Here is a 26,596-nt window from a genome sequence, read left to right on the forward strand (position 1 = left end):
GACGAGGGACCCAACCCGCTCAGGCGGCGGTTCTGCCGGAGGTCCGGCCCCGCCCGGGGTGGGCGATCGCTCCGTGGCGGGTATCTGCCGGATAGCCACCGGTTGACGCGCCCGTCCGGCGTACCGTGGCGCTGGAGGTGGTGAGCGGATGGCTACGGAACTCACGGAGCTGGCGGACAACGTCCGCAAGTACCGGCGGCGGGCCGGGATGAGCCAGGAGGAACTGGCCCACGCCGCAGGCGTGTCCCCGGGAACAGTGCGCAAGGTCGAGCAGGGCGGAACGGTCCGCATGGAGACGCTGCACACCCTCGCCCGCGCACTGGAGGTGACCACGGCAACGCTGCTGGCTCCGGACGCTCCGCAACCGGTGCGCCGAACCGAGGACAGGAACCGCGTCAACCTCATCGAGCTGCGGGCCGCCCTGACTCCGCCGGTCGGGCTGGCCGATGCGGGCGGCGAGGCCGGCGAGGAAGAGCCGAACGTACGTCGCTTCCGCCGGGCGGTGCATGACGGCGCAGTGCTGTACCACTCCGACAGCTACAAGAGCGTCGCCTCCCAACTCCCCGGACTCCTACGGGACGCCAACAGCGCGGTCGCCTACTACGACAACGGCGAGGAACACCGCCAGGCGCTTCTGGCCCGAGCCGAAGCCCGGCAACTGGCAGGGCGGTACCTGACCCAGGTCCGGCAGTACGACCTCGGCTACACCGCCCTGGCCGGGGCGATCACCGACGCCCGCCGAGCCGCAGACACCCTCACCGCAGCATCCGGCGTGATCGGCATGTGCTGGCTGCTCCTGCGCCAGGGCCGACTGGACGAGGCAGAAACCCTCGCCGCCCAGACCGCCGACACGATCGAGCCGAGGCTGTCCAGAGCCACCCCCGACGAATGCGCGGCATGGGGCTGGCTGGCACTACGGGCTGCGGCGGCCGCAGGCCGAAACAACCGCCCCCAGGAGGCCCGCCACTACCACCGCATGGCTACCACAGCGGCATCAGCGGTAGGACGCGAGCACACCGGCTCGTTCTTCCGACACTGGACGACCTTCGGCCCGCTGACCGTCGGCATGAAGGGCGTGGAGGACGCCATGGTCGTGGGCGACGCGCGTACCGTCGTCCGCAAGGCCGGCGAGGACGCACTGTCGCCCAAGGCGTGGAAGAGCACCGGGCGGCCGAGTGACGACAACTGGAACCGCCACTGCATGGACGTAGCACGCGCCCACACCCGCACCGGCGACCTGACCGCAGCCATGGACGAGCTGATCGGGGTCCGCCGAGCATCCCCCCAGTGGCTCCAACATCAGCACGTGGCCGCCGAGACCATGCAGGAGATCCTGAAGAAGCGCAAGCGCACCCTCACCGCCGAGATGCGCGACATGGCCTCCTACCTGGGCGTCGTCGGATAGCTACCACGCAGCGCAGCAATTCGCGCACTCCGTGTAGCAAACTGCCCTGGCCCATACATCGAGTGACGGCCAGTCAGCTCCTACGGTCACCGTGTCCCTATCAGCGACCCAGCCGGGGGTGCACGGTGACCAAACCCAGGAGCGACGCGGACCGCATGCGGCGCCGGGAACTGTACGACGCGGCAGCAGGCTTGGCCGGTCCCCACTTAGAAGTCGTTTCTTTTGGTGGTTCTCGGGCCGAGCTGTGCAGGGATACTGCTGTGGTGCTGTTGACGTGGATCGCTGAGGTGGCGGCCGAGCCCCTGGTGCTGGAGCCGGCTGATCGGCGAGTGGAGTGGGAGACCAACACCTGGTCGCTGGGTGCGGCGGACGAGGACAGGAGTTCGTTGTCCGTCACCGAGGTGGTGGATGCCTTCGAGTGGACTGCTGCTGCCGTCCGGGAGCGCATTCGCGATCTGGGGTTTCCCGGGGTGGCGACGTTCTACGTGTGGCACGACGAACAGGCAGGGCAGCTCCGGTGCTCGACCGGTTCTGTGCCCCCGGATGCGTTGCCGTTCACCGGTGCCTATGTGGCATCAGAGGACCTCCGTCCGGTCGTCGAGGGATTTCTGGCCGACGACGAGCCGGGCTTCATCCCCTGGTCGGATCTGGACGACGCGCAGGGCCTCTCGGAGCAGGCCGAGACCGAACTGGAGATCGCGCCCTTGGATGTCTGGGTCAGCAGCGTCGGAGCCTCACACTGACTGGTCCTGCCCGTTCACACGGACGAGTCGGCGGTGGCAGATGAGGGCGGCAGCGATGCCGACGAAGGCGAGGAAGTGTTCTGCCTTGCGTTCGTAGCGGCGGTGCAGGCGGCGGCAGCCAGCGAGCCAGGAGACCGTCCTTTCAACAACCCATCGGTGACGGCCGAGTCGCTGTGAGGACTCGATGCCCTTACGGGCGATGCGATGGCGGATCCCGCGCTTGCGGAGCCATCGGCGCAGGTGGTCGTAGTCGTAGCCCTTGTCGGCGTGCAGCTTCGCCGGACGACGACGTCGGGGTCCGCGGGGAGAACGAATGGGTGGGATGCCGCGCACAAGCGGCTGCAGGCCGAGGCTGTCGTGCATGTTGGCACCGGAGATGCCCACCGACAGAGGCAGTCCGTTCCGGTCGGTGATCAGGTGAATCTTCGATCCACTCTTGCCGCGGTCGGTCGGATTCGGTCCCGTCAGTGGCCCCCTTTTGCCGCCCGGACGCTGACCGAGTCGATCGCGCATCGCGACCAGTCCAGCTCACCACAAGCCCCGAGTTCGTCGAGAATGACCCGGTGGAGGGGCCCAGACACGGGCTCGGCTCCACCGGGCGAACCGCCGGTAGACCGTTTGCCAGCTCGGTCCGAAAACCGGCGGGAGCTGTCGCCAGGTGCAGCCTGAGGTCGCCACGAAGATGATCGCGGCCAGGGCCTCGCGGTCACCCGCCCGACGCCGGCCCCCGCCTTGCGGACGTATCACCTCCGTCGGCGGCACCACCCGCCGGAACAGCACCCACAACTCGTCCGGCACCAGCCGCTCAACCAGATCCGTCATGCACGGTTCAACGACCGATCACGCCATAAGAAACGACGTCTTACTGCCGTGGACCACCCCGGACGGGCGCCCCTGCTACCTCAGCACCGACGGCAGGGGCTACCTGTCCACACTCGCCGACAGCATCGAAGCCATCCAACTCGGCATGGGCGAAGAACTGCTGGAACACGCCCGCGAAGTCGTGGCCCCCGGCGCACGAGCGCAGTCGGCCACCGAGTACCGCTGGCTCGCCTCCCGACTCGTCGAGGCCCTCACCGACGCGCTCTGGGTGGCCGAATCACGCGGACAGCGCATCCCGGACCCGCAGGAAGAGACGGCCGAGCATGCCTGACCCGGCAACCACCGGCACGCCGGGCCGCAAGCGCTACCGCTTCCGCGAGTACCACGTGACCGCCGCCGTGGACCCTATGGCCCTGCCCACCTTCGAGGCCGTCTGCGTCACCGGCGAAGACCACGACTGCGGCACCACCTCCGGCGAACTCCACGCCGAGGACGACCTGACCCGCTGGATCGCCGAGCACTGCGCCGAGACCGGCCACGACTTCTACCACCGCACCACCCGCGCTACCCTCCGGGCTGAACCCGGCGCCTGGCAGTAGCGGCCCCTCCGCCGCCCGTACGTCCTGACGGCAGTAGCGACGGCAACAACCACGGATCTCCCCGCTCACCCACGGACAACAGCGGAACGCAAAACCAGCGCTGACCAGCGAAGAAGCAGGTAGAGGGGTGCCGCGGAGCACAGGTACTATGTACTCGCCGGCAGCACGCCGATCTTGGTTCACAATTCCAATGGTTGCGGGGGGATTGCACTCGGACTTAGCGACGTCGATGGCGACTCTATGGACCTTCATGAATTTTCGGATTCGGTTGGCGCTAAGTCGTACCATGATTGGCCCTCTGCTGGTGATAAATGGGTCAGCGAGTTCAAGGGCTATGTCAATGACGGGAAGACGCCGATCCACTTCAACCTGAATGGCATTGACGACCCGGCGGCAGTCGCCCGCACCGGCAGGGGTCTGGATCCGATCTTCGATGGGCATGCGACTGGGTGGGAGCTAAGCTACATCCAGGACCCGAGCGCGTGGTCTCGCGTGACCTTCTACAGAAACGGAAGTCCCGTTGCCAACCCATTCGCTCCCTGACGAGGAGTCACCACAGCCGACTGCGAGCCTTCCCATCTCCTTCGATCGGAAGTTCCGGCCATGGCGATACAGTGTCAGCCATTCTGAGCTCAAGCTGCGAAGCGTCGATCCAGCTTCCGTGCATGAGTTCATTGAAGTGACGTTCTACGGCGTCATTGGAATGAAGCTGAAAACGGTGTACCAGCCGCTCACTATCGCCATTGCGGAGCCAGTGCAGGTCGAAGAGATGTTGAAATTCTCCGGCGTGCGAGAATCCCATGCCTCGCGCGTTCGTTGCTTGGCGCTGAAGTCGGACAGTGGCGACGGCCTTGTGGCGTGCCTCAGCTATAGCATCTGGTCACATCCCAGGGGCTCGGATAACGACGCTCTGGGAGTGCCGCACCGGGATTCTGTGCTGATTCTTAGAACGTAGCGGAGAGCCCCGCCGGAAGGTATCCGGCGGGGCTCTTTGGTCTCTTGACGGCAACGGTTGACGGCAACGTCAGCGGAGAGGTGCTGCACAGAGTGGTGGATCGCCGCCATCATCCGTCTGCGCGAAGCCTTCTGACGGGTCGCTCAGGGCTGCGCTGAGGGCATCGATCGCTTGACGCTGGAGGCGGAGGCGAACGTGGGAGTACACCGTGGCGGTGACACCGATGTGGGCATCCTCGCGGTCATGGTCACCCCCGCCTCGACGGGGGACCGGGACGCCGCCCAGGATCTTCTGGCTCAGGCCACGAGGCGGCATCACCGGCTCATGCGCGGGTGGGCGGACAGCGGATACACCGGCATGCTGGTGGGCTGGTGCGCAACCGTCCTGAACCTGATGCTCACAGTCATCCGCCGCAGCGACGACCAGAAAGGCTTCGTCGTGCTGCCCAAAAGGTGGATCGTTGAGCGGACCTTCGCCTGGCTGACCCGCTCCCGGCGCCTGACTTGCGACTACGAACGGCTGGCCGCGTCGTCGGAAGCGATGATCCTGTGGTCGATGACCACGGTCATGACCCGCCGCCTCGCCCATCACCCAAGGTGAATCGGCCCGGCACCGGCTCGTGCGCCCATCCCCGCGCAACGAGCCGCTTGAGCTTGCACCGCACACCCTCAACTTTCGCCGGAACCACCTCCAGCCCCGACAAGACTGTGATCTCCCGGCAGTTCAGTGGCTCACCACCGGTGGTCCGGCGCTCGGCCAGCAGGCCCATGACCTGTTGATACTCCGGCGCCAGCACCTCGGCCGACAGCCCCTCCCGCCAGACCGGAACCAGCGACCCGGGCTTCACCACCGCCGGCGTCCTGGCCCTGTTCCCCTCCGGCGTCATCCCCGCCGCAGCCTGCTGATCTGCCGTTTCACGAGCGTCCCACACCTCGCCGACCCGCCTGCGGGCAACCAGCCACCCGTCCCACTGCGACTGCGCCGCCTCCAACTCGGCCAGCAACTCCTCCACCCGCTTCCGGGCCGCACGCTCCCGCTCCTCCAGAAGCCCCAGCACCGACACCATCACACACCTCCAGCACGCCACCTCCACGGACGCACCGGACCTACCTCACCCACCCCGGCACTACGCCTGACCAGCACAAACCCAGCCCCACACTCGGTTTCGAGAAGCCCTCTGAGGCGTCAGGTTCAGGCCCAGAAGGCGTCGGTGACGGTGATCTGGGGTTCGGCGTGGCGGCGGATGAAGGTGAAGATGAGCCAGCCGCGGCCGCCGGCAAGGTCGGCGATGTGTGGTCCGCCGGGGTTGGTCGAGGCCAGGGGGCGGATGGTGATCCAGTGCGGGAGGGAGGCGTCGGCGTCGATACCTCGGTGGTAGGGGTCGGTGGCCGTGATCAGTTCGGCACGTGCTGCCAGGACCAGTTGCTTGGCGTCCGCGGGCATGTGCTCGAACTCGTTGCGAGCTTCGACTGTCCAGTCCATCTGCCAGGGTGGTTGTGGGAACTCGTCGTTCACCGGCCGGGCTCCGCCGTGGCGGCCTGGCGCCTGAGCCTGCTGTACTGGGCCAGGAGCGCGGCGGATTCCTCGGGGTCGTCGCACCTTGCCGCCCGGGTCTCGAGGTCGGCCAGGTGCGCTTCGAGGCGGGGGTCGCGGGCGATGGCGTACTGGGTCCACCACAGGTGCATGAAGGCGGGCACCGGGGTGAGGTTGAAGGCGTCTGCGATCGCGCGGCGCCAGTGGGCCTCGAAGTCCGGCAGCAGGTGTGGGGCGTGCTCCTGGATGGCCAGCCTCAGGGCTTGGGGCGTGCGTTCGGGCATCGGCGGTACCCGGCGGGGGCCGTCGGAGTGGAGGGGCTGCGCTGTCATGGCGGAATGGCTCCTGGTCTGCGGGTCCGGCGTCTCAGGCCGCGTTCCGGTCGGCGTCGGAAGCCTGCGGGTGCTGCGCGATGTACTGCTCGAACCATTCGGCGGGTACGAGGTACGCGAGAGTCTTGCCCCGGCGGGTGATCGCGGCGGGCTCGCCGGCGATCCGGGTGCGATCGAGGATCTCGCCCATCTGCTTGCGGAGATCGATGGTCGAGTATGTCTTCGGCTCCATGGCCCCAGCCTACCTCAACTATGATAGTTGTGATAGCTGGCTTCGAGGTGAGGCGCGTTCGGTACGGCCGTGGACAGCCCGCGTGTCGACCTGTGGCAAGCCGGGGTGTCGGTTGGGTGCTTTGAGTGGCTACTGGCGGTGCACGCCTTGTGGCAGCGCAGCGGCGTCCGACGTTTTGCTGACGCACCGCTCGACCGCGCTTCGGCAGTGGAACTGGGCCTTGCCGAAGGCCGGGGGACGGCCTCCGGCAAGGCCTCGCTGCCTGCGGTGACCCGCTGGTCGTCGCGCTGTGTCTACGGTGGTCGTCGTGTGAACGACGGCGATATTCCCCAACAGCGGTGTCGGAGACTTCCCCATGGGGATCGCGGCGCTGCGTCTGCGCGACCAGGGGGACGTCAATCTTCCCCGGCCCGCCCGACTACTGCCGGATCCTGCGGGGCGTGGCGGACTGTCAGGGATGAGCGCAGCTCACCGCGGTAGCGGCGCCGCAGGCGTCCTTGGCCGGCTGCCAGGGCCCGGGACACTGACCGGGCGGGCGGGCCGCCCTCAGCTTCCCCACGCACTCGAACGCATGCCAGGGGAAAGTGGCGGAGCACCTGGGGAATTGCGCGGTCGCTGACACGTCGAACTCGGCTCCGATTGCGCAGCGGCACGCGTTGGGCGAATCGGTGTCGGGGATTGAGGAACTGCGCAGGTCTCGTTTGCGCACGGTGGGCGTTGTCGGAGTCTGTTGCGCGGCCATACGTCAACACAGGACTGCGCATTGGCTGCCGAGTCGGCTGTGTCGGCTGGGGTGGACACAGTGGCCGGCTTGTTCGGAGGATCGGCGGTATCCGTTGTGCGTGCCGGTGGCACCCTGCCGAGGGTGACGGTACCGGCTGCGGTCGCGGTGAGGAGGGCCAGGCGCGACGGGCGTAGCCTGCGCCTCGTCGTGCTTAGCTCGGCATCTGCGGCCTCGGAGCGGAAGTACGGGTTGCCGGGCGTGCTTGCCAAGCGACACGGTCACACTCCTGGGGCAGAACTTGCGCTTCTGACCTGCCGCCTGGCAGTACCAGTGTGGTCCGACCTGACCATCGACCGTGGGCCCCCGACCAAGGTATCGATGGGGACACAAAACGGCGGGTGGGCCTGTGGTCGGGCCGACCAGCGGTGTCCGTGGCACGGGGTGGGAGTGAGTGGACGGCCGTCGCGTAGGCGGCGGGGGTGGGGATCCGGTCGGAGCGAGGCTCGGGCGATCACGGGGAGGGGACGGTTCGGCTGCGCACCGGCCTCAGGCCGTGGTCGTGGAAGCCCGCTTGTGCCCAACTCCGCTAACTGCGCAGCCCTTTTGGTGGTGGTGGCTCCCGGCGGTGCGCAGCTGGCTGCGCAGGTCGGCTGCGCAGGTCGGGTGTGCAGGGTCGGGGCTCGTTGCGCAGCTGCCTGCCGGTGTTGGGCTGCGGGGAATCCCCGGGTGCTTGCGCAGTGGAAGGCTTGCGCAGTGGAGTGCCGGCGTGGTTGCGCAATCGTGGTTGCGCACCGGGGCTGTGGTCGGGCCGACCATGGCCCGACCATGGCGGTCTTGTGTGGTTGTTGCTGGATTGTGTCCGGTGGTCGGGGCTGGTGGTCGTCGGTGTGGTCGGGGTCGTCGGGTGCGCTGAAGGGATGAATCTCTCCCACGCTTCTTTGTTCAGTGGTCGCCGCAACTTCGTGTCTGCCCCTTTGCTGCAGACCTGTGGCGGCCGGGTGTTCGTGGCTGGTGGGGGAGTGCGGTGACTGGTTTCGGGGTGGGGGTTCGTCGTGGGGTGATGGCGGCGGACCGGTCCACCCGGTCCGCCCGGTCCGCGCCGTCTGCCCGGTTCACTCAGGTCGCCAATGCCCTGTTCCGTGACTGTGGGCTTTCGTTTCGGGCGAAGGGGATTTTCGGTTTCCTCAGTACCCATGTGGTCGGTTGGCGGGTCACGGTTGCTGACCTGGTGGGTGTGGGGCCTGATGGGCGGGATGCGGTGCGTGCTGGTGTGAGTGAGCTGGAGAGGTTCGGCTATCTGGTCCGTGAGCAGGTGCGGTGCGATGACGGGACGCTCGGCGGGATCGTCTACTCGATCACGGACCGGCCGGCCCTCCGTAATGCCGGGCTCACGCAGGCGACCAGCTGGCCGTCCGTGTCGGTGTCCGGGTCGTCGAGTCGGGCGGGGGCCGGTTCCGAGGCGGGGATACGGCGTGGGGTGATGGCGGCGGACCGGTTCACGCAGATCGCGAACGGCCTGTTCCGCGACCCCCGGCTTTCGTTCAAGGCGCAGGGTCTGTTCGGGTTGATCAGTACGCACCGGGACGGCTGGCGGATCAGCGTGGCGGACCTGGCGCGCCGCGGCCGTGACGGTGAGGCAGCCGTCAGGAGCGGCCTCAAGGAACTGGAGAAGCACGGCTTCCTGCGCCGGGGACGTGAGCGCCGTCCGGACGGCACGCTCGGTGCGGCCACTTACGTCCTCACCGATCTGCCCGGTCAGCAACGTGGCAGGTCGCAGCCGATGTCGGGTTTTCCACCGGTGGGTGACCCGACGTCGGCTGACCACCTCACTAAGAACACCATCGGAAAGAACACCACGAAGCAGAAGACCACACCCCTCCGTCCCTGCGCCCGCGGCCACGCCGCAACGCACGCGGCGACCGGCAAGCCCGTCCCCGCAGCGTCTGCGCCGCCCGGGCCGCGGGCGGACGCGATGCATCCGGGTATCCGGCTGCTCCTCGACATCGGAGCCCGCTGTCCGGATCTCCTGCTGACCGGGCAGGTGCTGACGGATCAGGGCCGTGTGATCACCGCGATGATGGAGGCCGGCTGGAACACCGAGCAGTTACGCCACGTCATCACCCACCGGCCGTTGCCGGACCGGGTCCGCACCACGGTAGGCGCGATCATCGCCGCCCGGCTGCGCGCTGCCCACGCCTATCCGCCGCCGCCCCTTGCGGACAGCCGGCACCACGACGGCGACGCCCCGGGAGACGAGGCGACCGCCGGACCAGTGTCCGAGCGGTCCTCCCCGGCGCCCCCTTCCCGCACGGTGGTCGCGGCCCTGGCGTACCGGGCGCTGGTGGAGTGCTCCGGCTGCGGCGCGCCCGCAACGGCACCGGGGGAGAGTCTGTGCCCGTCCTGCTTGGGCTGGCCGCTGTGCCGCACCTGCCCCGGACCCACACCACGGCGCGCACACCCCGACAACAACGGCCGCTGCAACGCCTGCGTCACCGCGCAAGCCGTCCTCCTGGCGGGAAGCCGATCATGACCGCCGGTGCTTTGCGGTTGGACGGGATTTCTGTGGAACGAGGGGGTCTTCGACCTCATCGGCGGCGACGGGGAGATCCCGCAGGAGGCGAACAGCAGCAAGGGGGTTCGGCCTCTCGCCGGGCTCCATGCTCGTGCGACCACGGCGACTGTGTGATGGGCGCCCTGGCCCTGTGCGCCCGTGCGGGTTCTGGGGACTGGGGTGGTAGCCGGCTGCTTCTCTCCGGTCACTGCGGATGTTGCATCCGCTCCTGACCTGTCGGGTAGAGGTGGGGGAATCGTGGTTCTGAAAAGGCTGGCCGTCATGGGGGCGGTCGTCGGGCTCGTCATGGGCCTGACCGGCACGTCGGCGAGCGCGGTGCCGCAGAAGACGCTGTTTTCGAACGCCGCCGCGCCGCTTTGGCGCTGTTTGGACTTCCGTGCCGACCTCGGCCCGTATGTCGTCGAATGCAACTACTCGACCTGCCAGGAGTGGTACTGGAACGACGAGTACGGGTACAACGCGCTCCGGCAGAAGGCAACCGGTCTGTGCCTCGTGTCGCGCAACGGCCGGGCCGCCATGAAGCCCTGTGCCGCCGGCGACGACGCAGGCTGTGGCTGTTCGACGACTCACCCGGTGAAGCCGGTGCCACGATCAGGAATGCGGCCGGCAGCAAGTGCCTGGCCCGGATGGCGAACGACCTGGTCATCACGACTACGTGTACCGGAGGTCCTTCTCAGCGCTGGCATATCCTGTGGATCCCTGCTTAGCGGGTGCGGCGTTTCCTCCTACGGCAACGGGGGTGCCGTCGTGGGTTGTTAGTGCTGCCCCATGAGCGCGTTGGACACGGCCGACCTCCCGGGCCGTGATCGGCCAGGCGGCCTGGCGCACGGCGGCGATGATGCGCTGGTAGTCCCACGGCAGCGAGTCTTCCTCCACGTCCGGCTCGCGGTGCGGGATCAGCGTCACCGCCCGGCCGCCCGCCTGTCCAGGCACCGGACCGGCGGAGGCGCGTTCCTCGGCGCGCTGCCCGGTTATCCGTTCAAGCACGCGCCCGGCGCCGGCGAGTTCGTCTCGCTCGGCCCGCGCTTCCGCCGGTTGCTGGGCCAGTTGTTCTTGGAGTTCGTCCAGCTCCGCGCGCCGTGTGGTGATCCGTTCCAGCAGCTCGGGATCCAGCATGAACCGGATCATAGAGGGTCATCCGGCCCCAGTAGGGAGGAATCGGTTGTATGGGGAGTGCCAGGTGGCTGGATCAGCGGGGCGGGAGGGAAGCCAGAGAGAGGTTCCACTGGTCAGCCGCGTGAAGCAGCGCTGGGGCGTCCAAGCTGACCTCCACGACGTACTGGTAGATGTCAGCCCCGTCATCGCCCTGTTGCCATGGCGGTGCCGCCTCCAGGGACAGATGAACGCGAATCACCGCGGTCCCGCTTTCGCTTCGGTTGGCGAGGCTGAAAGCCATGACCGGCTCGATGAACTCCGCGTCCGGCGACAGCTCACCTTCGTCATCGGGTTCGGTGACGGCCACCGTCCCCGCGGCCACCGCGCGCAGCCACGCGGACACCTCGCGGGCCTCATCGGTGAGCAGACACGGATCTGCGAAGGACCAGCTTCCCTCGGGAGTCGTCACCGTGCCGTCAATGACCAGCCAGTTGTCGTCGTACGAGTCGCCCCGGACGGTGGCGAACTGATAACGCACGGGGCGGAGGTCGACACTGCTGGTGAGGTCGTTCAGGAGCACTGGGCCAGGATGCCATGCGCTGGCCGGCAGGACGGACTGCCCTTCCCGGCCCAGTGCACCGTCCCGGACTCCGTTTCAAAGACAATCCCGGCCTCCGGCAGACGATCTTCTCGATGGTCTCCCGCCCCCGAGCACCGTGAGCACCGCGAGAGCCGGTCACACCAGCCCTTTGACCTGCAGCTTCAGGTTGGCGGAAGCTCACGGCGTTTCCTCCTGCGGCAACGGGGGTGCTGTCGGGGGTCGTTAGTGTTGCCCCGTGAGCGGGTTGGACTCGGCCGGGTTCGCGGCCGTGGGCGAAGTGGCGGCTGTTGATGCCTGCACCGAGGACGAGCAGCTGACCGGTTTGTTCAGCATGGTCGAGGAGCATCTCGGCCTGCCCTTCACCACCGTGGTTGTCGGGGTCGGGGTGACCGTGGACGGCATCGATCTTTCGCTGGACGGGAGGATCGTCGCCGTGTGCTCTTACGGTGGTGTGCGGCAGTCGGTCGGCATTCTGGATCTGCCGTTGCCCGGTCCGGTGCCCGGGGGCACGCGGTGGATCGAGGCTTACCGTCACTGGGCCGGTTGAGGCCGGGAACCTGCAGTCAAGCGGGTGCGGTGGTGTAGAAGGGCTGAACATGGGTGACGCCGAGCGGGGCAGGCATCGGGGTGTCGGGGGACGGTCGCTGACCGGCCTCATCGAGCGCGGTGCCGAGCTGAAGGGGGAACTGGTCGCGTTCGGGCAGAGTTCCCGCTTCGAGCGGTGGTTGACGCATCTGCTGGTGGAGGCCGCGGGGCCGGAGGGGCTGCTGGACGAGGGGGAGGCGATCCGGATCGTCGACCACTTCGTCCTTCGGTACCGGTTGCCGGACGGTTCGACCGTGGTGGACCGGTTCGTGGCGGGACGGAAGGACTTGACCGCGGCCGACCGGGACATGCTGCTCGGCTGGCGTGACCCGGTCGAGGGCATCTTCGAGGTCCAGCGCAAGGAGAAGGATGCCGTCGTTCTGCTGAACCTGGTCGACGACCTGGAGTACCGCACCTATTCGAATGTCGGGCGGGCGGCATTTCGTGGGGTGTCCAAGGGGAGCTTCCTGCACACCTGTGTGGTGCCCGTCCATGCGGGCGCGGCCGGCGGGGCGTGGCTGGTGTCCGGGGCGATGTCGAGCTACCCCGGATCCAGCGCGGCCGAGATCGCCCAGGCCGCTGTCCAGCTGGCGACCAGCCGGCCCGAACTGGTCTTCCGCAACCCCCAGAAGGTCGAGCAGGGGTGGCAGGCGATGCGGGAGGACCGGGCAGCGTTCGTCGAGTTCTGCGGCGGCGACGAACTGGTTCTTCCGCCTGCCGAAGCCGAGGACCTCCTCAACGCCTACTACCGCCACCGCCAAGAGGCCGCCGCGGCCGGCCGGCCCGGCCGGGCCCGCAGCAGCCGGCTGCCCGGCCTGGACTGGCCCTTCTTCGAGTTGCCGCCGCAACTGGCGGGCGCGGACACCGTCGGTGTCATCTACGACCAGGTCGACGGGCTCAACTTCTACGGCGACTACGGAATGCTGCGAGACCTCTTCACGGACCCGGCGCTCGCGAGCCGCAGGCAGTACCAGGACCTGCTGCGCACGTACCTGCGCGAGGAGCCGATCGGGCCACTGCCGATCCGCCGGCTGGCTGCCGCGCACCCTCACAGGGCCGACATCGTGTTCCGGAAGCTGCTGCGCAAGCCCGGATTCACCTGGAGCGAGCACGGCGAGGCGCTGCTGCGCCGACGCAAGCCCTGGTACTACGCGAACGAGCCCCGCCCTGGTGTCTCCGTCATCGGCGACCGCCTCAGTGCGCTTGCCGCCGGCCGCCGACAGTCACCGTCGACACGGCCGTGAGTGCTGCGCGACACCGGCCGGTGACGGAGCAGCTCCTGCGGAGACTCACCCAAGCGCTGCGGCACAGCTGTCGGGCCGGCGAGTACGACGACGGGTGGCCCTGTTCGCGAGAACGGGAGCCGTGTGTCGATGAGCTCAGAAGGCGCCCTGTGGGCGGCCAGGCCGATGTTCACGCGTTCGGGAGGCACCCGCTGAGAATGATCTTGCTGGGGTCGACCCAGGACCTGGGGCGTTCAACGCATGGGAGGTGGTCAGGCGATGATTCCTGAGGAGCGGGATCTGGTCATGGATCTGGCGGTCGGACTGGGTGAGGGTCCGACGCGCACGCTCGACGAGGTGCTCGCCCACTTCGGCGAGTCCGACGGCGAGGCCCTGGCGCTCCGGCTGCTCCGGGACGCCATGGAGCGCCAGGATGCCGACGACGTCGAGATGGCGCTGATCCTCCATGCCGCCGCCGACGCCTCGGCCGAGGAGTTCCTGGAGCCGTTGATCGAGCTGTTCCCTGCCGACTGGCACAGGGAGTACGAGGACATCGTCTGGATGCTGGGCCGCCTCCGCTCGCCCCGTACGGTGCCGACGCTGGCCCTGGCGACCCACTGGGTTCCCGAGTACCTGGACTGGGACGAGAACCGGGCCCTCGCGGTGAAGGCGATCTGGGCTCTCGGCGCCATTCCCGGCCCGGAGGCCCAAGAAGCCCTCGAGGGCTTGCGCGACAACGAGAACGAGATCATCCGCGAGAACGCGGTGAAGCAGCTCACACGCCGAGGCGAGCTCTGACCGCGGAGCAGCAGCCGTCCATCCGGAACACCCGGCCGCGTTTCGGCGGCCGGGCGTTCCGACCAAGATCGAACGGGCCTCAACACCGTCCTTCGCTACTCCCGTGCCACCGAGCCGGAGCAACTGTTCATCGGACAGCGGCAAAGCCGCCCCACCAAGCTCGACGCCTACAAGTCCAACCTCGACCAGCGCTGGCAGGAAGGCTGCACCAACGCCTGGAAACTATGGGAGGAGATCAAGGAACAGGGCTATCCACGCGGCTACGGCAGCGTCCGCGACTACGTCAGCAGGACACTTCGCGGCAAGCCCCAGCGGTCGGGCCCCGGCCGCCGTCTGCCCGAGCTGTCACACGCTGGATCCTCACCCGCCCCGAGGCACTGAACGAGAACGACCGACTTCACCTCGCAGCCGCCCTGGCCCACTGCCCCGAACTCGCAGTACTCGCCGAGCACGTGCGCTCCTTCGCCCACCTGCCAGGCCACCAACTACCCGACTGGATCGCGGCGGTGACCGCGACCACCGAACTGCCCAGTCTCCGCCGATTTGCCCAGCATCTCGAACGCGGAGGTCGTCGGCCTCGGCGTTCGGCGCGAGGTCCGAGGTGCCGTGCAGGAGCAGCAGGCCCGCCTCGACGCCGTCATCGCCGGCCTCTCACAACCCGGGAACTCCGGCGTCGTCGAAGGTCACGTCGACCGGATCAAGATGCTCAAGCGTCAGATGTCCGGTCGCGCGGGCTTCGAACTCCTTAGCAAGTGCGTCCTGCTCTGCGCATAGATCCCAGGTCAGGAGTCGTCCTCAACGAGTCCAAGACCATCAGGGAAGCCCTCCAAGAACTCGCGGCGCGAAGGATCGGCCTCCTCTGCAGCCATCGAACCGAGTAGGTCGGTGAACTCGCTGCGCTGATCACTCGACAGCTGAGTCACCAGATGAGCGACACCCTTCCAAGACCTTGACCGCGTCATCCGGATCCATCTGCTCGTCCTCGCACCCCTCAACGAACCAGAGCACATCGACCAAAGCCTCAGCCAGAGCGCGGGTCAGCGACGGGTACACAGGCATCGAAACGATCTCCACCAGGCGGCTGATAGAGCGCGGCCATCCCACCACATGCCACTGAGGTCTTCTCGGCAACGTGACGGTTGCGGTGTGTGACGGGGTGCGGGTGCCCGCTCGCAGCCTAGTTCTGCGGTGCCAGGGTGCGTAGGACGTCGAACTCGTTGCCCTCGGGGTCTGCCATGACCACCCAGTTTCGGTCTGAGCCCTGGCCCACATCCGCCTTGGTGGCGCCGAGGCCGATCAATCTGGTCACCTCGTCCTCGGTGCTGCCGTCGATCGGGCTGACGTCGAGGTGAAGCCGGTTCTTCACGGTCTTGCCCTCGGGTACCTGGATGAACAGCACGGTGGGCGGCATCTGACGGGCCCGAACATCCTCGACGGTCGGCACCCAGGAGCCGATCTCGACCTTGCCCTCGCTCCGGTCGATCACCTTGAAGTCCAGGACCTCGCACCAGAAGGCTGCGAGCCTCTCCGGATCATGGCAGTCAACGGCCAACTCGGTGCACCTACTTGTCATGACTCTCCCAGATAGCGCGGACGGGGCTCAGAGTAATCGCCAGGTCGCCCGTCCGACAGATCCGCGATCTTCCCGACTGGTCCAGACGGGCTGACCCGGCATCAGGTACGCGAGAATCCCCTGGCAGGAACAGGCCTGCGAAGATCACGTTCCGGAACCCAGAGGCTTCACGCGTTGACCAGCATCACCTATACCGCAACACTCGACGTCGGCAGGCAGACCGCCGAATCTCTCGCCCGACTCTTGCGCGAGCACCGCGAACGGCTCGGCACCCGCAAGGGGAGCTGCTCTCTGGGCGTCTTCAAACAGGGTGTCCTGGTGCTGCGGTGGTTCGTCGACGGGACCCGGCTGGCCCAACTCGTCCGGGACAACAGGGTTTCGGTGCCCACCGCGTACCGCTGCTTGCGCGAAGGGCTGACCGTGCTCGCCGACCACGCCCCGGATCTGTCCACCGCGCTTGAACGGGCGGCGGCCGCCGACTACACCCATCTCAACCTGGACGGCACCGTCATCCGTACCGACCGCGTCACCGCCCCCGGCCCGCGGGCGGATGCGATGCATCCGGGTGTCCGGCTGCTGCTCGACATCGGAGGGCGCGCAGCTCGATGCGCTCACCGCCGCCGGGTGCCGGAAGATCTTCGCGGACAAGAAGTCCGGCAAGAACGCGCTCCGCCCGGAGCTGAAGGCATGCCACGCCTTCCTCGACCCGGGCGACACCCTCGTGGTCCCTTCGGTCGACCGCTACGGCCGCAGCCTCCAGGACCTCATCAACATGGTCGCCGAGCTGCGTGACCGAGGGATCGGCTTCACCTCGCTCCACGAGAACCTAGACACCACCACCCCCGGCGGCAGGCTCGTCTTCCACGTGTTCGCCGCCCTCGCGGAGTTCATCCGCGAACTCATCGTCATCGGCACCAACGAGGGCTTGGCCGCCGCCCGCGCCCGCGGCCGCGTCGGCGGGCTTCCTAGCGTCGCCACCGAGCAAGTCATTAAGGCCGCCCGCGACCTGTTGCCCGACCCCGGCCGCTCCATCACCTCGATCGCCAAGCTCCTCGGCGTCTCCCCGGGCACCCTCTACAACCACATCCCTGACCTGCGCGAACTGCGCGCCGACACCGTTCCTCGTCAGCTTGAAGCTCGCACGAGGTAAGCGAATCCCAGCAAGGTCGTTCCCGCCAGGATTTCCTGTACCTCAACTACTCACCCGGAGTCTCCCACTGCCCCCTGGCCACCCCGTCCGTGTCCGGTACAACGGCGCACCAGTCGCCCAGCGCCGCATCGGCCAGCATGAGGGAGAAACCGTCATCTGTGACCTCGGAGAGTGTGTCGGCCCCACCGGGGTAGTTCCGGTGGGCCAGTTCGCCGTGCGGCAGCGGGGCCACGAAGGCGGTGAAGTCGTCTTGCAGCAGTTTCGCTCTGGGCTTCAGCTCCGGCTCGGCGGCCACGCAAACCAGCGAGCGCGGCCGCAGTAGTCGGGCCACTTCGGCTGTGCTCTCCGGCGTCACGCGGAACCATCTGCACCCGTGAGTGCCGTACGCCCAGCGCTCGCAGACCAGGGTCAGGCGCTCGGACGCCTCCGCCACCCTTGCCCAGAAACCCGCGTCCGCGACGGCGTCGACGGGGTCCGAGACCTCTATGGGTTCAGGAGCCGAGTCTCGCCACAGGAACGTCACGCCCTCGCCATGGAATCCCGCCAGATCGGCGGCCACCGCTGGTGTGGTGAAGAGGAGTACCGCTCCGTCCCATCCCGACTCGATCTGCAATCTCCCGGGTGCGGTGAGCTGACAATACGGCCCGCGCCCGGCTGCCATCCCCTCGGCGAGACCTATCGCTTGCGGCGGCCGGACCTCCGCACCGTTGCGCAGGCCGCGGTGCTCTTCGGGAAGGGGCTCGCTCACCAGCAGCCCGCCCACCTCCAGGAGGTCTGCTCCGCTCTTCTCAATCGCGGCTCCGAGCACCTCGCGAAGCTCCGCCGCGTACGCGCTCCAGGCGGCGGCTTCCGCCAGCCGCTCTCGCACGTGCTCGCTGCGGGGGCTGATGATCAGCTCTTTGCTAATTTCGCCAGCCACTTGAGTCCTCGCAGCTTTCTGTTGGGCCCGATATCCAATCGTACGTTTCGTCTCGGGCCGAGCCTCCCGACGACGGCCGGGCAGCGAAGGCGAGTTTCCATGGCCGCCGCTACCTTGCACCTTGGGTCAGGGATAGGAGACCGGGGCCGATCCGGCAGCGAAGGGAATGAGGGGTGGAACTGCCGCGCTCATTTTCAGGGCAGGGGTTCGTGGAACGGGCCGTTGGGTGCGAAGTTGCGGGAGTGCAGCGTGACGTCTGTGCCCTGGAGGTAGGCCAGCAGCCACTCGCTGAATGTCATCTCGTAGAGAGTCCAAGCCGGACTGTCGAATTCCTGTACCACGACACGCCAGGACGACGAGGGGTTGTCCGGGATGCGAAGAAAGACTGCCTCGCCCGTTGTGGCTGACGCCACCGGTATGAGTTCTCCGGGGTCGGCCCCCACCGGAGCTGGCAGGAATTGCGCCATGTCCTCATCCCGCCAGAGCTCGAGATCCCCTGTGATGTTTTCTCCGAGGCTGTGCAGAAGATGGCCGGCGGGGTGCGTCAGATACAGTTGCCCGTTGACCTCGATCGAACCGTAAGCGTCCACGATCTCACGGAAATCCGCAGGGAATTCGATGCCGAGTTCCCGCTCCAGTTCGATCCAGGGGGCCGGATCCGTCCAGTTGAACCGTGGTTCGCCCAGCAGGGCTGTGATCTCCGGAAGCGCTGTCACCAGTGGATTCCTTCATGACTCACTTGGGGCCCTTGGTCGGCCCGTGTCCGCGGCCGGGCCTGCCGTCGGTGTTGCCCGGCCCGGCCGTGGTCGCGGTGGCGGAGGGGTCCGGGGCGGTGGGCGAGGAGGGTGCCGGGTTCCCGCTGTCCGCGGGGGAGCCGCTTGCGGATGCGCGTGCCACGGGGGACTCGTCGGTTCCGGCTGCTGGATCGGTGGCCTGGGACGGCTCGGCAGCGGCGGATGAGGCAGCGTCCCCGTCCGCCGGCGGCATGGACCGTTCCGTCTTCGGCCGCACCGGCTCCTCGGCGCCTCCCGGACCCCCGGAGGAATTGGACGTGAGGCCCACGGTGAACGCGATGGCCAGACCCGCGCAGACGAGAACACCACCGGCCACGACCGCCTGTCGGGGCACGCGCGGGCCCTGTGCAGGGCGCGCCCGCCGCCGCGGCCCGCGCCCGTGGCCGGGTGTCTTGACGTCAGGACCGCCGGGTATCGCCGGCAGTTCGCGCGTTTCGTCGTACGCGTTCTCCCAGCCATGGGCGGCCGCCGGATCGGCAAAACCGTCGTACTGGGGCTCCGTCTTTGCGGACGGGCGGTACACCATCGGTGGACTTTGCGCCCCATCGCCGGCCTGCTGTTGCCATGACATGGCTGGGGATTCTAGAGGCAGGAAAGACGTGTGACGCAGTCACCGGCGATAACAGCTCAGACTCCGGATGATCACGTATTCACGTGATTTATCCGTGCATCGCCGGCCCTGACGTCGGGCAGCGGATTGTGATGTCGTAGCAGGCCCACGGCTGGGCATGCGCCCGCGGCCGGCGGAGGCATCCGTAACCTCCCAGGGATCGACGGTACGACAGGCGACCGCACGCCATGGTCACAAATCGTGACTCTGCCGGGGGTCTTGGAGTTTCCCGGTGCGCAACCGTGATCAGCGGGCATGCTCGGGGCCGTTTCGAAGATCGATCCAGCTGTTGAGGCGTCTGTTGTCACTCCGTCTGCGTCCCGGTGAGCGAGTCCCGTCTTTGACCGCGCAGATCGCGCAGGTGAGCAATCCGGGCGGTACGGCGGCGATGTGGGTGAGAGCCTGCTGTGATGGGCTGTGGGCCGACGAGGACTTCGCGGGCTGGTACCCGCGCGAGAAGCGTCCCCGGTTCGAGCTTCAGTAGCTTCGGTTCGTGGTTGGCGACCGGCCGCGACAGCAACGTCCGGGACGTGGCTCGCCGCATACGAGGCCATCGTCGACCGCCCCACCTTCGGCGGCGACATCATCGAAACCGGAACCGGCTCATACCGACTTGCCACCACCCGGACCTGGGCCGAACAGCAGCCTGCCAGCTGAACTGAGGCGGGCCGGCGCGCACTTACTGAGCGGCGTCGCAGATCCCGAAGACACGGGTGATCCACTGATCCATCCGGGCCTCGAAGTCCGAGGCTGAGGCGATGCCCGAGGCCGGGAGGCAACCCGCGTCGTCGAGGCCGGCGATGAAGTCCACGTCGGCCCAGCCACCGCGGAACAGCACGACGGACAGCTCGGCCTCGCCCGGCCCAGAGATGATCACGCCAACTGAGTCGGGGTCATGGACCCGGGTTCTGTCGGTCTCCAGAGGCTGCGGCCACGACGCGTCGGCATCCCTCCAGGTCACCTGGCCCACTTCGAGGCCGGCCGACGTCCAGCCCACCATCTGGCCTGCCAGAACCGCAGCCACCTCATCAAGATCGACAATCCTGTCCATGAGGTGATCATCCCGCATGGACGATCCCGGCGGTCCAGGAATCCGGCACCGGGACGGCGAGACAACGCGCCAGCCTGTTCCTGCTTCTCGCCGACATTTTCTGGACTTTCGGCGTGCGGTCGTTCCCAGGATCCACCGGCAACCGCGCTTCGGCCGGCGGGCCTGGTCGTTGTGCGGGGGGAGGGAGGGTGTACGAGCCCCTTGTCGCGGGCTTGACAGGCCGAACGTCTGCGGGGGCGCGGCCCGTTCGGCAGGTTGGAGGGAGACGGCAGGTTCGGGGGCTCGCCGCGGCACGGGTGACGGCCCGCCGGGGAACCGGCGGGCCGTCACGTCAGCCGAGGGCTGTGTCAGTGCACGTTGAGGCGATTCGAGCAGTACTCGTTCGGTCCCCACCTTGCGCAGATCACGACGCTGGTGATGTCGTGGTTGAAGGTCCGGGACGAGGAGCTTTTCGACGGTGGAGTACAGCGAGTCGCCTGAACCCCGGGTGAAGCTCAGGTCGACGCGGGCCGGTTCCTTGCCCGCCTGGTAAGGGCTTCAGATCCAGGCCCAGCTTCCCGCGCCGTTGCCCGGGCAGTTGTGGACCTGGGTCTGGTTGCAGCCGAACCGGTGCGGTAGGTCATGCCGAGCTGGCGGTGGGTCGAGCGGCGGCTGTGCCCGGCCTCCAACAGTGTGTGGACGGCGGCGTGCCGGGCCCGGGTGCGGTCGGCGAACCGGTGTACTCGCGGCCGGGGTGACCCGTTCGCTCCCTCGGCAGGGCGGGCTCTGGCTCGGCTTCGGGGCTGTGAGAACCAAAGATCGAAGGCGGCGGCGGTGCTGAGCGGCGCTCCGCTCGGCGGCTTCGCTCAGGTTGTGCCAGAGGTGCCACCGGTCCGGGACCTGGATGGCTTGTGGCGCACCAAGGACGGCGCCCTCGGCGAAGAACGGCGCCCGGTCTGGGCATACGACCTCGACGCCGGGCCGTTGGGCGAGCCAGGCCGCCAGGCTCGATGCCTCCGAGCCGGGCAGCAGATCAATGGGACGGTGGGTTGCGATGTCGACAGGACCGTGCCGTGGTGGCGGTTCGTGCGGGTGGTGTACTCGTCCACGCCGACCACCCGCGGAGCGGGCACCTCAGGCTCGGGAAGAGCTTCGACCAGGCGCAGGACAGTGCTGCGGCTGACGGACACCCCGAGGGCAGAGACCAGGCGAGCGCTGGCCCGGCCTGCCAGCGCGAGACCGACCGCGACCAGAGCCGACCGCAGCCGCGTCGGTCCGCTGACCGTGCCGGCGGGTCGGGCCGGGCATCTGCTCGACGAAGGTGCGGCGTGTGCAGTCCGAGTTCCTGCAGGCGAACCGGCGGACTGGCAACCGGAGAACAACGCTTCGTCCGGCGCTCGACACATCAGCGGGAAACCGCAGGTAGGAGCCGTGTGGACGGTCACGTAATTCGGCTCTGGCGCTGATCTTGTGACGCTGTCGGTGTCAGCGGTGGCTGTGATCATGGCTGGCGTGTTTTTCGCGGAGTTTCGAGGTGTTGTTCCCTCATCTGGCTGGTGTCGTGGTCGAGTTGGTCGAGCGGGTGGCTCTGTACACGAGAACGGGAGTCGTTTGTCGACGGCTACGGGAGTCGCCGCGTCACCCTGTCGCTTGATCAATATCGATGAGTTCGGGAGTCATTGAGTGAGCTGTTTTTGGGCGGTACATGACAGAGTGGCGTCGGCGGCTCAACGGATCATGCTGCAAGCCACTCGTTGAGCGGGCCATGGACCGGATCACCGGCACGACCGTCTCGGCGCCGGAGCTGGCCTGTCGCCCGCTCAGGAGGGCCGTTGTCACGGGCAGCGGTTACCTTGCAGCTCAGCACAGAACCAAGGCAGGTTGCAGGAAGGGGAGCGGCAATGGTCGTCGAGGTGGGGTACGCGCAGGCGTGGGACCTGGAGTCTTGTGCGCCCTGGCAGCCGATGTCCGCCGAGGAGGCCCGGGAGCGGGATGCCACCGGGTTTCCGTACGTGGTGGTGTACCGGGAGTCGGGTCGGAAGGCCCCGCTGGAAGTCCGGCTGGTGTCCTGGCGGGACCACTACGTCGGGCTGTGGGTCTACGACGCCCAAGGTCGCCGCACCTACGATCTGGACATGCGGCTGCTGGACGACCCGTCGCGGCTGCTGCGCCGATACTCCGTCAGCTGGTACTACACAGGCCCAGAGATGGCGGAGTTCGACAAGGCGTGCCCACGCATCATCGTGGACCTCTTCCCCGACGGGAGGGGGCAACGGACGGTGGAGCGGCAGGGGCAGGGCGGGGGCTCCTACGTCACCTCGCCCGGACTCCGGGACGACGAGCGCTGGCTGGACCGCCCCGCCTTCGGGGAGTGGCCGCTGCTCTCGGCCCAGGTACACGGGCTCATTGAGCCGCTGGCCTTCGAGCCGGCCGAGGTGGCCGAGGCAGCCGAGCCTGGTGACGGAGGCGCCCCCGCTACCTGCTGGCGTCCGCCGCGCCCCGCGCAGCCCGGGCCGATCAACGAGTTGTTCCGGCCCGGGGTGCGTGTGACCGACGGGTACCACCCCGAGATGACCGTCGTGGAGCCGCGCCGGGTCGGCACACTGCGCGTACCCAGCGGACTGCTGGCCGTCTCCGGCCCGGACATCGACCACGGCGACGGGCCGCGCATTACGGTCGCTGTCCCGCCCGGGGAGTACGTACTCGACGAAGCGCGGGTCCGCTACAGCTACCAGTGCGAATGGCGGGACGCCGAGGTCACGACCACGGAACCCACGGCCGTCCGCCTGCTCGTCAGCGAGACCCCCGCAGCGACCTGGGAGATGGCCCTCGGTCCGGACGACGATCCCCGGCTGTTCATCGAGCAGCAGACAGCCGGCTTCGACACCGACGGTGCCACTGGCTGCTTCGCCGACGCCGGGTCCTGGGATCCGCTCATCGCGCTCTTCGAGCGGGGGCTGATCCGGGGGGAGTCGGACCTGGACGGGTACGAGGACATCGACGACGGTTCCATGTTCCTGCAGCGCACCTGGGACGAGGCTTCCGGCGGCGAGCTCATGTCCTTCGCGACGACTGGGGACGGTACCTACCCGGTGTGGGTCGGCCGTTCCGAGGCCGGTGAGGTCATCGGCGTCGTGGTGCTGGTGGAGGGGATGCCCGAGCTGCTCCCGGAGCGGGACGGAACCCCCACCGATGCGGCTGTGTAGGCAGGGTCCTGCCTACGGGCGCAGTCGCCAGCCTGGTTGCAGCTGGTGACGATCTCGGCAGCACGGTCAACAACACTCGGCGCCTGGAGTCCGGGGTACATGTACCCACACCCATCAGGACAGCGGCGGGTGCCTCCCGAACTCGTGAACATCGACTTGGCCGCCTTCGGGGGTGCCTCCTGCGCTCATCGACAAACGACTCCCGTTCTCGTGGACAAAGCCACGCGATCGTGCTCGGCAATGTCTGTGCGTACCTGACCGCGAAGTAGGGCACCGGGCCGGCGAGTGGGCTGCGGTAAGCAATGTGGAACTGGCCTGCACCCCGACCAGCAGTTCCTGGCTCAACTGCATCGAGGCCCGGTTCACCGTCCTGCGCCATTTCGTGCTGGACGGCGCCGGCCACGCCGGCCACAGGGGGGCGGCTTGTTGCGCTGCTCGACCAGGGGAGACCGGCGGGCCGGGTGCAGCATCCTGCGGCCGGCGGCTGCGATGCCGCGGAGTCAGTCTGGGTAGCGCAGCCGGCGCGATTGAAGCGAGGTGAGCCGGAGGACGACGAGGACCGCGAGCAGCGCGGAGCAGATGAACGAGACCTCGGCGGACAGGAACCACCCCGTTCCGCCGGTCAGCCAGGCGCCGGCAGCGCAGAACTGGCAGAGCACCCACAGTGCCCACCAGGCGTGGAGGATGCCCGGCCACAGCCGTCGGGCCCCCGGTCCGGTACTGCTGGGTGTGCTCGCACGCCAGATGTCGTTGGCGACGGCCTTCGGCAGCCACAGATGCACGACGGGCAGCAGCCATCCGACCAGCGCCCAGCGTTGGCGGAAACGCCGGCCCGCGGGATCGAGGAGCGCGGCGTTGACGCCCGCGCGGTAGAACCGGGCCAGGAACAGGGCGGCGCAGACGGCATGCGCTGCGACGAGGACTCCCAGCGCGACCAGGGCCCCGACGGCGACCGTGAGTGCGGAGAGGAGGAGCTGCATCGGGCCGCCGAGCAACGTGTTCACCACGGCATCCGGCGGATCGTCGATCACCACGTCCGGCGGGCCGAACGCGACGAGGAGGGACGTCACCGTGTGCGGCACCACGCACGCCGCGAGTGCCGCGCACACGCCCCCGGCCCACAGGACCAGCGCCCACCTGCCGGTTCGACGTTCCGGGAGTGCCGGCGGGGCGACCCCGGCACGAGATCGGTGTGGCTGTCCAGGTAGGACCGGCCGAGGCTGCTTCTCGTGCGGCACCGACTTTCGGGCGGGGCAGCCCGCGCAGACCCCGTCCGGCCCGGCGGCCTTGCACATCCGGCACTGCTTGCGCAGTACGCGTCCTCCTCAGGATCTCAGCGAGCACCTGAATACCCCAGCGCGCGGACACCTGATCGCGTCACCCCCGGGCGGAGGCGCCGACGCCCGGTGAACGGGACGAGGTGCGCCTTCGGCCGGAGTATGCGCGAACTTTGGGTTCGGAGAGGGGGAGTGTGCCGGCACGTGGGCGCTGTGGCTTTCACGGAAGGGGATTTGGAAGTCGGGCCGTCGCTCCTGGTGGGTCGGTGTCTCGTAGGGTGCGTCGGCGTCAGCCGCGTCCACGCCGGCTCATGTCGGCTCCGGCTCGTCCTTCTTGGGTCTTGCGCGGCCGCGTCAGGCAGGCGGCCCGGAAGCCCGGCAGGGACAGCGGCTGTTTCCCACCGGCGAGCGGGGTAGCGGCGTATGTGCCGGTCAGCGCCCGCCCTGGGTGCCGGACACCGCCGGCTCTTCTGCGACTCGCCCTTGACCCCAATGACGGTGCTGTTTTGTGCTTGACCGGGTGGGCGGGGTGATGGCGGCGGTCGCGGAGTGGAGCATCGCACCGATGTGTGTCCGGCTTCGGGGCGGTCTGCCGGGATGTGTGGCCGGTCGGGGTTGCGGCGGGTGGCGGGGTTGGTGCTGGCGGGGTTGGCGGGGGGTGGTGATGGCCGGTGCCGCGGGGCTGTGGGGCTTTGCGGCGGAGTGGTGGCCGGCCTCTCCGTGCCGGCCATCGTGCGGTGTCCGGCCCGCCGGGTGTTCGTCGTTCCCTCTGGCCGTGTGCCGCGGTCTTACGGTATCGCGGTGGTGTGGTGGTGGGTGGGGTGGTGTGGTCAGGGTGTCGGGTTGCGGCGGGCGGCGAGTTCTTCGATGCGGGAGCGTTTCCAGTGCTGTTGGCGGGGTCGTCCGGCGCTGCCGCGGCGGTGGTGGAATGCGTCGGGTTGCCGGAGGTCGGGCAGAAGTCCGTGTCCGAGGGCGCTGAGGAGGCTGTCGGCGTCCTTGTATCCGAGGATGCGGGCTGCTTCGGCGGCGCCGACCAGGTCCTCGTTGTCGTCGTGTCCGGTGGCGGGCAGGACTCCGCGTCGGCGGGCGGCGGCGACGGCGGTGGCCCGGCGCCACTTCTTGCGGGGTCCGCCCCGGCTGCCCTCTTGTTTTTCGAGGAGGTCGGGCTCGGGAAGTTCGGGGATGCGTCCCTGGTAGAGGGCGCTGGAGAAGGATGCGGTGCTGCTGTAGCCGAACAGGCTCGCGACTTCGGCGGTACCGAGCAGCTCGTCGGGGTCACCGTCCGCGGACACCGGGGGCAGCGCCGGGCCCGGAGCGGAGCTGCGCCGGCCTTTGCCGGGCCGGTTGCCGGCCCAGGCGACGACGGTGCCGCGCCGCCACATCGGGCCGTCGGTGTTCTCGTTCGGTTCGGGGAAGTATCCGGGCCGGTCGCGGACGTAGGCGTCGATGGTGGACGTGCGGGTGTAGCCCAGAAGCTGGGCCACCTCCCGCTTGGTCAGCAGCTCGTTCGGGTCGGCGTCGAGTACCGCGGCCGGCAGCGCGCGCTTCTTCGGGGCGCGCTGCGCGAAGAACTGTGCGACCTGGTCGTGCCGCCAGAAGCGTTTGCGGCCCTCGGTGTGTGCGACCGGTGGGAAACCGCTGTCCGGGTTGTTGCTCCACTCGCTGATCCGGGGCTTGCTGGTGCTGAACTCGGACACGATCTGCGCGGTGTCAACGAGCCGCTCGGCGGCAGACATCTGGGCCCCTCTTTGTTGCAAGGATCGGCAGGACAGCGCCGGCACCCCGGCAAGTGTGACAGGTTCGATAATGCCAAAGCGG

At 68.3% G+C, this 26,596-nt stretch carries 28 protein-coding genes and 3 pseudogenes; 15 read left to right on the plus strand and 16 right to left on the minus strand.

All coding sequences use genetic code 11. The features are described 5' to 3' along the window. The first annotated feature begins 148 nt into the window (after positions 1-148). A complete protein-coding gene (locus DN051_RS40440) occupies positions 149-1,405 on the plus strand; it encodes a helix-turn-helix domain-containing protein (protein WP_112437542.1) in 1,257 nt (418 codons plus the stop codon). A 260-nt stretch (positions 1,406-1,665) separates the two neighbouring features. After that, on the plus strand, positions 1,666-2,148 hold the full coding sequence (locus tag DN051_RS40445) for a hypothetical protein (RefSeq protein WP_246040803.1): 483 nt from the start codon (positions 1,666-1,668) through the stop codon (positions 2,146-2,148). Here the strand turns inward: DN051_RS40445 and DN051_RS40450 are convergent. Further along, positions 2,140-2,970: pseudogene (locus tag DN051_RS40450) on the minus strand (IS5 family transposase). The gene DN051_RS40445 and the pseudogene DN051_RS40450 overlap by 9 nt on opposite strands. On the opposite strand from DN051_RS40450, the gene DN051_RS40455 reads away from it, so the two are divergent. The 4 genes from DN051_RS40455 (at position 2,969) to DN051_RS40475 (ending at position 5,124) form a co-directional block, all read left to right on the plus strand. Further along, positions 2,969-3,301: a hypothetical protein gene (locus DN051_RS40455; protein WP_112437541.1), complete on the plus strand. Its 333-nt coding sequence runs from the start codon at positions 2,969-2,971 to the stop codon at positions 3,299-3,301. The pseudogene DN051_RS40450 and the gene DN051_RS40455 overlap by 2 nt on opposite strands. After that, positions 3,294-3,569: a DUF7848 domain-containing protein gene (locus DN051_RS40460; RefSeq protein WP_112437540.1), complete on the plus strand. Its 276-nt coding sequence runs from the start codon at positions 3,294-3,296 to the stop codon at positions 3,567-3,569. Before DN051_RS40455 ends, DN051_RS40460 begins: the two co-directional genes overlap by 8 nt. Positions 3,570-4,230: 661 nt before the next feature. Then, the gene (locus DN051_RS40465) at positions 4,231-4,524 is read left to right on the plus strand and encodes a hypothetical protein (protein WP_162624727.1); all 294 of its coding nucleotides are present in this window, start codon (positions 4,231-4,233) and stop codon (positions 4,522-4,524) included. A 195-nt stretch (positions 4,525-4,719) separates the two neighbouring features. Continuing rightward, positions 4,720-5,124, plus strand: coding sequence for a transposase (locus tag DN051_RS40475; protein WP_162624726.1), 405 nt, complete (start codon positions 4,720-4,722; stop codon positions 5,122-5,124). Here DN051_RS40475 and DN051_RS40480 read toward each other — a convergent pair. The 4 genes from DN051_RS40480 to DN051_RS40495 form a co-directional block, all read right to left on the minus strand. Further along, positions 5,090-5,590, minus strand: a complete 501-nt coding sequence (locus DN051_RS40480; protein ID WP_112437537.1) for a hypothetical protein — start codon at positions 5,588-5,590, stop codon at positions 5,090-5,092. The genes DN051_RS40475 and DN051_RS40480 overlap by 35 nt on opposite strands. 125 nt (positions 5,591-5,715) lie before the next feature. Continuing rightward, a complete protein-coding gene (locus tag DN051_RS40485) occupies positions 5,716-6,039 on the minus strand; it encodes a hypothetical protein (RefSeq protein WP_112437536.1) in 324 nt (107 codons plus the stop codon). After that, positions 6,036-6,389, minus strand: a complete 354-nt coding sequence (locus DN051_RS40490) for a DUF6247 family protein (protein WP_112437535.1) — start codon at positions 6,387-6,389, stop codon at positions 6,036-6,038. Before DN051_RS40490 ends, DN051_RS40485 begins: the two co-directional genes overlap by 4 nt. A gap of 34 nt (positions 6,390-6,423) precedes the next feature. Then, positions 6,424-6,621 carry a type II toxin-antitoxin system Phd/YefM family antitoxin gene (locus tag DN051_RS40495; protein WP_112437534.1) on the minus strand — a complete coding sequence of 66 codons (198 nt, stop codon included), beginning with the start codon at positions 6,619-6,621 and terminating at the stop codon, positions 6,424-6,426. A 1,994-nt stretch (positions 6,622-8,615) separates the two neighbouring features. Here DN051_RS40495 and DN051_RS40500 point away from each other — a divergent pair. Next, complete coding sequence (locus DN051_RS40500; RefSeq protein WP_342781518.1) at positions 8,616-9,875, plus strand: hypothetical protein; 1,260 nt, start codon at positions 8,616-8,618, stop codon at positions 9,873-9,875. Positions 9,876-10,568: 693 nt separating this feature from the next. Here the strand turns inward: DN051_RS40500 and DN051_RS40505 are convergent. Together DN051_RS40505 and DN051_RS40510 are read right to left on the minus strand one after the other, a co-directional pair. Further along, the gene (locus DN051_RS40505; RefSeq protein WP_162624703.1) at positions 10,569-11,033 is read right to left on the minus strand and encodes a hypothetical protein; all 465 of its coding nucleotides are present in this window, start codon (positions 11,031-11,033) and stop codon (positions 10,569-10,571) included. Between the two features lie 73 nt (positions 11,034-11,106). Further along, positions 11,107-11,592, minus strand: a complete 486-nt coding sequence (locus tag DN051_RS40510) for a WapI family immunity protein (RefSeq protein ID WP_112437531.1) — start codon at positions 11,590-11,592, stop codon at positions 11,107-11,109. A gap of 256 nt (positions 11,593-11,848) precedes the next feature. Between DN051_RS40510 and DN051_RS40515 the strand changes: the two genes are divergently transcribed. From DN051_RS40515 to DN051_RS45520, 4 genes are all read left to right on the plus strand, one after another. Beyond that, complete coding sequence (locus DN051_RS40515) at positions 11,849-12,160, plus strand: hypothetical protein (protein WP_112437530.1); 312 nt, start codon at positions 11,849-11,851, stop codon at positions 12,158-12,160. A gap of 49 nt (positions 12,161-12,209) precedes the next feature. Further along, on the plus strand, positions 12,210-13,442 hold the full coding sequence (locus DN051_RS40520) for a hypothetical protein (RefSeq protein ID WP_112437529.1): 1,233 nt from the start codon (positions 12,210-12,212) through the stop codon (positions 13,440-13,442). Between the two features lie 258 nt (positions 13,443-13,700). Beyond that, entirely contained in the window at positions 13,701-14,219 is a 519-nt protein-coding gene (locus DN051_RS40525) for a HEAT repeat domain-containing protein (protein WP_162624725.1), read from the plus strand. 543 nt (positions 14,220-14,762) lie between these two features. After that, positions 14,763-14,993 carry a transposase gene (locus DN051_RS45520; RefSeq protein ID WP_162624724.1) on the plus strand — a complete coding sequence of 77 codons (231 nt, stop codon included), beginning with the start codon at positions 14,763-14,765 and terminating at the stop codon, positions 14,991-14,993. A gap of 129 nt (positions 14,994-15,122) precedes the next feature. On the opposite strand, the gene DN051_RS46925 is transcribed toward DN051_RS45520, so the two are convergent. Both DN051_RS46925 and DN051_RS40540 read right to left on the minus strand, forming a co-directional pair. After that, positions 15,123-15,293 carry a hypothetical protein gene (locus DN051_RS46925; RefSeq protein WP_246040804.1) on the minus strand — a complete coding sequence of 57 codons (171 nt, stop codon included), beginning with the start codon at positions 15,291-15,293 and terminating at the stop codon, positions 15,123-15,125. Between the two features lie 103 nt (positions 15,294-15,396). After that, a complete protein-coding gene (locus tag DN051_RS40540) occupies positions 15,397-15,792 on the minus strand; it encodes a VOC family protein (RefSeq protein ID WP_112437527.1) in 396 nt (131 codons plus the stop codon). 174 nt (positions 15,793-15,966) lie between these two features. On the opposite strand from DN051_RS40540, the pseudogene DN051_RS40545 reads away from it, so the two are divergent. Both DN051_RS40545 and DN051_RS40550 read left to right on the plus strand, forming a co-directional pair. Then, positions 15,967-16,335: pseudogene (locus DN051_RS40545) on the plus strand (IS5/IS1182 family transposase); the annotation flags it as partial. A 22-nt stretch (positions 16,336-16,357) separates the two neighbouring features. Next, positions 16,358-16,942: a recombinase family protein gene (locus tag DN051_RS40550; RefSeq protein ID WP_246040805.1), complete on the plus strand. Its 585-nt coding sequence runs from the start codon at positions 16,358-16,360 to the stop codon at positions 16,940-16,942. A 46-nt stretch (positions 16,943-16,988) separates the two neighbouring features. On the opposite strand, the gene DN051_RS40555 is transcribed toward DN051_RS40550, so the two are convergent. The 3 genes from DN051_RS40555 to DN051_RS40565 all read right to left on the minus strand — a co-directional run bounded on the left by DN051_RS40555 (position 16,989) and on the right by DN051_RS40565 (position 19,181). Further along, complete coding sequence (locus tag DN051_RS40555; protein ID WP_112437525.1) at positions 16,989-17,861, minus strand: hypothetical protein; 873 nt, start codon at positions 17,859-17,861, stop codon at positions 16,989-16,991. Positions 17,862-18,055: 194 nt separating this feature from the next. After that, positions 18,056-18,577: an SMI1/KNR4 family protein gene (locus tag DN051_RS40560; protein WP_246040806.1), complete on the minus strand. Its 522-nt coding sequence runs from the start codon at positions 18,575-18,577 to the stop codon at positions 18,056-18,058. A 19-nt stretch (positions 18,578-18,596) separates the two neighbouring features. Continuing rightward, positions 18,597-19,181, minus strand: coding sequence for a hypothetical protein (locus DN051_RS40565; RefSeq protein WP_112437523.1), 585 nt, complete (start codon positions 19,179-19,181; stop codon positions 18,597-18,599). 630 nt (positions 19,182-19,811) lie between these two features. Here DN051_RS40565 and DN051_RS46930 point away from each other — a divergent pair. Further along, a pseudogene (locus DN051_RS46930) lies at positions 19,812-19,922 on the plus strand (IS21-like element helper ATPase IstB); the annotation flags it as partial. Between the two features lie 22 nt (positions 19,923-19,944). Here the strand turns inward: DN051_RS46930 and DN051_RS40580 are convergent. Together DN051_RS40580 and DN051_RS40585 are read right to left on the minus strand one after the other, a co-directional pair. After that, positions 19,945-20,316 (minus strand): hypothetical protein, encoded by a 372-nt coding sequence (locus tag DN051_RS40580; protein ID WP_246040807.1) that lies wholly within the window; start codon positions 20,314-20,316, stop codon positions 19,945-19,947. A gap of 537 nt (positions 20,317-20,853) precedes the next feature. Next, positions 20,854-21,351 carry a transposase gene (locus DN051_RS40585; protein ID WP_112441886.1) on the minus strand — a complete coding sequence of 166 codons (498 nt, stop codon included), beginning with the start codon at positions 21,349-21,351 and terminating at the stop codon, positions 20,854-20,856. A gap of 845 nt (positions 21,352-22,196) precedes the next feature. Here DN051_RS40585 and DN051_RS40590 point away from each other — a divergent pair. After that, positions 22,197-23,501 (plus strand): DUF4241 domain-containing protein, encoded by a 1,305-nt coding sequence (locus DN051_RS40590; RefSeq protein WP_112437521.1) that lies wholly within the window; start codon positions 22,197-22,199, stop codon positions 23,499-23,501. 500 nt (positions 23,502-24,001) lie between these two features. Here DN051_RS40590 and DN051_RS40600 read toward each other — a convergent pair whose 3' ends face one another. Both DN051_RS40600 and DN051_RS40605 read right to left on the minus strand, forming a co-directional pair. Then, on the minus strand, positions 24,002-24,571 hold the full coding sequence (locus DN051_RS40600; protein WP_162624723.1) for a DUF4328 domain-containing protein: 570 nt from the start codon (positions 24,569-24,571) through the stop codon (positions 24,002-24,004). 1,037 nt (positions 24,572-25,608) lie between these two features. Continuing rightward, entirely contained in the window at positions 25,609-26,514 is a 906-nt protein-coding gene (locus DN051_RS40605) for a helix-turn-helix transcriptional regulator (protein WP_112437519.1), read from the minus strand. Positions 26,515-26,596 lie beyond the last annotated feature (82 nt).

This window comes from Streptomyces cadmiisoli (genome assembly GCF_003261055.1).
GTDB classification, from domain to species: domain Bacteria; phylum Actinomycetota; class Actinomycetes; order Streptomycetales; family Streptomycetaceae; genus Streptomyces; species Streptomyces cadmiisoli.

Coding starts and splice junctions, on each gene's coding strand:
- DN051_RS40525 (WP_162624725.1), top strand. CDS start 13,701: ATGATTCCTGAGGAGCGGGATCTGGTCATGGATCTGGCGGTCGGACTG.
- DN051_RS40505 (WP_162624703.1), bottom strand. CDS start 11,033: ATGCTGGATCCCGAGCTGCTGGAACGGATCACCACACGGCGCGCGGAG.
- DN051_RS40580 (WP_246040807.1), bottom strand. CDS start 20,316: ATGGACAGGATTGTCGATCTTGATGAGGTGGCTGCGGTTCTGGCAGGC.
- DN051_RS40480 (WP_112437537.1), bottom strand. CDS start 5,590: ATGGTGTCGGTGCTGGGGCTTCTGGAGGAGCGGGAGCGTGCGGCCCGG.
- DN051_RS40490 (WP_112437535.1), bottom strand. CDS start 6,389: ATGACAGCGCAGCCCCTCCACTCCGACGGCCCCCGCCGGGTACCGCCG.
- DN051_RS40440 (WP_112437542.1), top strand. CDS start 149: ATGGCTACGGAACTCACGGAGCTGGCGGACAACGTCCGCAAGTACCGG.
- DN051_RS40495 (WP_112437534.1), bottom strand. CDS start 6,621: ATGGAGCCGAAGACATACTCGACCATCGATCTCCGCAAGCAGATGGGC.
- DN051_RS40520 (WP_112437529.1), top strand. CDS start 12,210: ATGGGTGACGCCGAGCGGGGCAGGCATCGGGGTGTCGGGGGACGGTCG.
- DN051_RS40605 (WP_112437519.1), bottom strand. CDS start 26,514: ATGTCTGCCGCCGAGCGGCTCGTTGACACCGCGCAGATCGTGTCCGAG.
- DN051_RS40460 (WP_112437540.1), top strand. CDS start 3,294: ATGCCTGACCCGGCAACCACCGGCACGCCGGGCCGCAAGCGCTACCGC.
- DN051_RS40455 (WP_112437541.1), top strand. CDS start 2,969: ATGCACGGTTCAACGACCGATCACGCCATAAGAAACGACGTCTTACTG.
- DN051_RS40565 (WP_112437523.1), bottom strand. CDS start 19,181: ATGGTGTACCGCCCGTCCGCAAAGACGGAGCCCCAGTACGACGGTTTT.
- DN051_RS40590 (WP_112437521.1), top strand. CDS start 22,197: ATGGTCGTCGAGGTGGGGTACGCGCAGGCGTGGGACCTGGAGTCTTGT.
- DN051_RS40540 (WP_112437527.1), bottom strand. CDS start 15,792: ATGACAAGTAGGTGCACCGAGTTGGCCGTTGACTGCCATGATCCGGAG.